3 protein-coding genes are annotated in these 2,395 nt (G+C 53.5%); 2 read left to right on the top strand and 1 reads right to left on the bottom strand.

Annotation, left to right across the window (positions count from 1 at the left end):
- Positions 1-22: 22 nt before the first annotated feature.
- On the top strand, positions 23-199 hold the full coding sequence (locus tag COY37_RS00955) for a DUF2273 domain-containing protein (RefSeq protein ID WP_286677938.1): 177 nt from the start codon (positions 23-25) through the stop codon (positions 197-199).
- Between the two features lie 113 nt (positions 200-312).
- Positions 313-1,521: a geranylgeranyl reductase family protein gene (locus tag COY37_RS00960; RefSeq protein ID WP_286677939.1), complete on the top strand. Its 1,209-nt coding sequence runs from the start codon at positions 313-315 to the stop codon at positions 1,519-1,521.
- Here COY37_RS00960 and COY37_RS00965 read toward each other — a convergent pair.
- Positions 1,518-2,378 (bottom strand): SDH family Clp fold serine proteinase, encoded by an 861-nt coding sequence (locus tag COY37_RS00965; RefSeq protein ID WP_286677940.1) that lies wholly within the window; start codon positions 2,376-2,378, stop codon positions 1,518-1,520. The genes COY37_RS00960 and COY37_RS00965 overlap by 4 nt on opposite strands.
- Positions 2,379-2,395 lie beyond the last annotated feature (17 nt).

Consider the following 2,395-nt stretch of genomic DNA (forward strand, 5'->3'; position numbering starts at 1 on the left):
GATATAAAGAGGGGGTTGCATTATGACAAATACGCAGCTTGGCGTTCTTATCGGGTTCATCCTGGGCGTTGCGTGGATCGCGTTTGGTTTTTCATCCGTACTGCTCGGTATCGTATTTGGTGCGATCGGGTACTTTGTTGGCAGGGTACTAGACCACCAGATTGACTTACAAACATATATTCAGCGGTATTCGCGATAGTGCCACCCAGACAAACCTAAAAACCGCCTACCGGGCATGCTGGTGGTTGCAATGCCGCACGGTATATTATAAGCTAATGCATTGTGAAGCCGATTGCTCGATGGGTGTAGGATATGGAAAGAGTAGATGTAGTTGTTGTTGGCGCAGGGCCGTCGGGATCAACCGCCGCCTATTTCCTTGCCGGGAACGGAGTCAACGTAGCATTACTGGATAAGAGCAAATTCCCCCGCGAGAAGACCTGCGGCGACGGGCTCGGCCCGCGCTCGCTTCAAATGCTCGACAAAATGGGCCTTAGCGGGTGGCTGGATAAGGGCGGCTACTACCGCTGCAATCGGGTGCGCATTTTTTCCAACAACGGCGCATACTTTGAGGCCGGTATACTGGACGAAGACACCGCGTACCCGCACTTCGTAATAACACCAAGGATCGATCTCGACCAAAAGCTTATAGAAACAGCGGCACATGCCGGGGCTAAAGTCTTCACGGATTGCAGGGCTTTAGCTCCTGTCGTATCCGGCGGGGCCGTTACCGGCGTAAGAGTGGTGTATAACGGTGAAGAAGTCGAGATACCCTGCAAGGTAGTCATTTGCGCCGACGGCACGCACGGCACCTTTGCCCAAACGACAGGTGTTGAATCCACAAAACCGCACGCTATTGCGGCACGCGCCTACTATTCTAACGTAAAAGGGCTGGACGACTGCATTAACGTCTATATCGACGAGCACATACCCGAGGGCTACGCATGGGTATTCCCAACATCCACAAGCACCGCCAACATCGGCCTTGGTGTGAGCACACCCGTGATGAAACAGCATAATATAGACTTGAAAAAGCTCATGGGGTGGTTTTTAAACGAAAAGGACGCCAAACCGGTCGATATGAGCGGGGCGGTTGCCGACACCGAGATCAAAGGCGCCTACCTCAGGATGGGCTTTGGAAGACACACCACGGTAGCCAATGGTATCCTGCTTGCCGGGGACTCGGCGGGCCTCGTCAACCCTCTAAGCGGCGAGGGAATCGCCTATGCGATGGAGAGCGGCGAGCACGCGGCCATGGCCACAAAGACCGCGCTCGACAGGGGAGACGTCTCGGCCCAGGCGCTAAAGCCCTATAACGAGCATCTCAACAAGCACTTTTTTATAGACCACAGGGTATGCGAGTTTTTACGCCAATCCCTTAAGCGTTATGCAATGATGGACAGGCTTATTGCAAAAGGCCAGAAACACCCCGAGCTTGCCGCAAAGTTCGTAAGCGTCATGATGGGCACCGCACAACCCTCCGCCATGTTCAAACCCAAGATGCTGGGTTATTACTTTTTTTAATGCTGGCGACCGCGTGGGGGTGGCGTCGGGCGGCCTCGGTACGGGATGGGGACAAATTCGACGGACGGGCGTCGTTGCTGGGTTTGCGGGAAGAGCTGCATCAACTCGTGGAATTCTTTAGGAAGCTCACTGTTGACAGGCAGGTTAAGCTCTCGTGCCTTGGCTACATCGATCGGATAATCATGGGTCCAGCGACCTTCGCTTAAAATAGCCGATATCTCGCGCGCTTTGTCCTCGGGCATCTCATCTTTTATCAGGTTATAGACTACATCATGCACCTGGTTAATCGCTTTTTTCGCAACGTCCGCCAGAATGAGGGTCGTATCGTCTCTATTGGGATTGGGTGTCTCAAGCGCTGCCAAAATTGATGCCGCCGGATATGAGCCCCTGGGGTCGCCAAGCTGCGGGTCGACCGGGCCAAGAACGGCGTTCTCATCCATAACGATCTCATCGGCGGCGAGCGCAATAAGGGTGCCGCCCGACATCGCATAGTGCGGCACAAAGACCGTGACTTTAGCGGGATGCCGTTTCAGCGCAAACGCGATTTGCTCGGCGGCTAGTACCAATCCCCCCGGCGTATGCATGACGATATCTATCGGCACATGGGGGTCGGTCAACCTGATGGCGCGCAGGATCTGCTCGGAATCCTCGATATCGATATAGCGGACGAAGGGGATACCCAAAAAACTCAAAGCCTCCTGGCGGTGAATAAGCGTAATGAGGCGCGATTTTCTATCCTCCTCAATCTTGTGGAGAAATTGGATTCTGCGCATATCCAGCAGACGCCTTTGCAGGATCGGGACGATAAACGAGATTATAAAAAGCAACCAAATTAAATCCGAGATGCTTATCTTCATTCACCCTTCCTTTGCTT

It is taken from the genome of Candidatus Aquicultor secundus (assembly GCF_002791875.1).
Taxonomy (GTDB): domain Bacteria; phylum Actinomycetota; class Aquicultoria; order Aquicultorales; family Aquicultoraceae; genus Aquicultor_A; species Aquicultor_A secundus.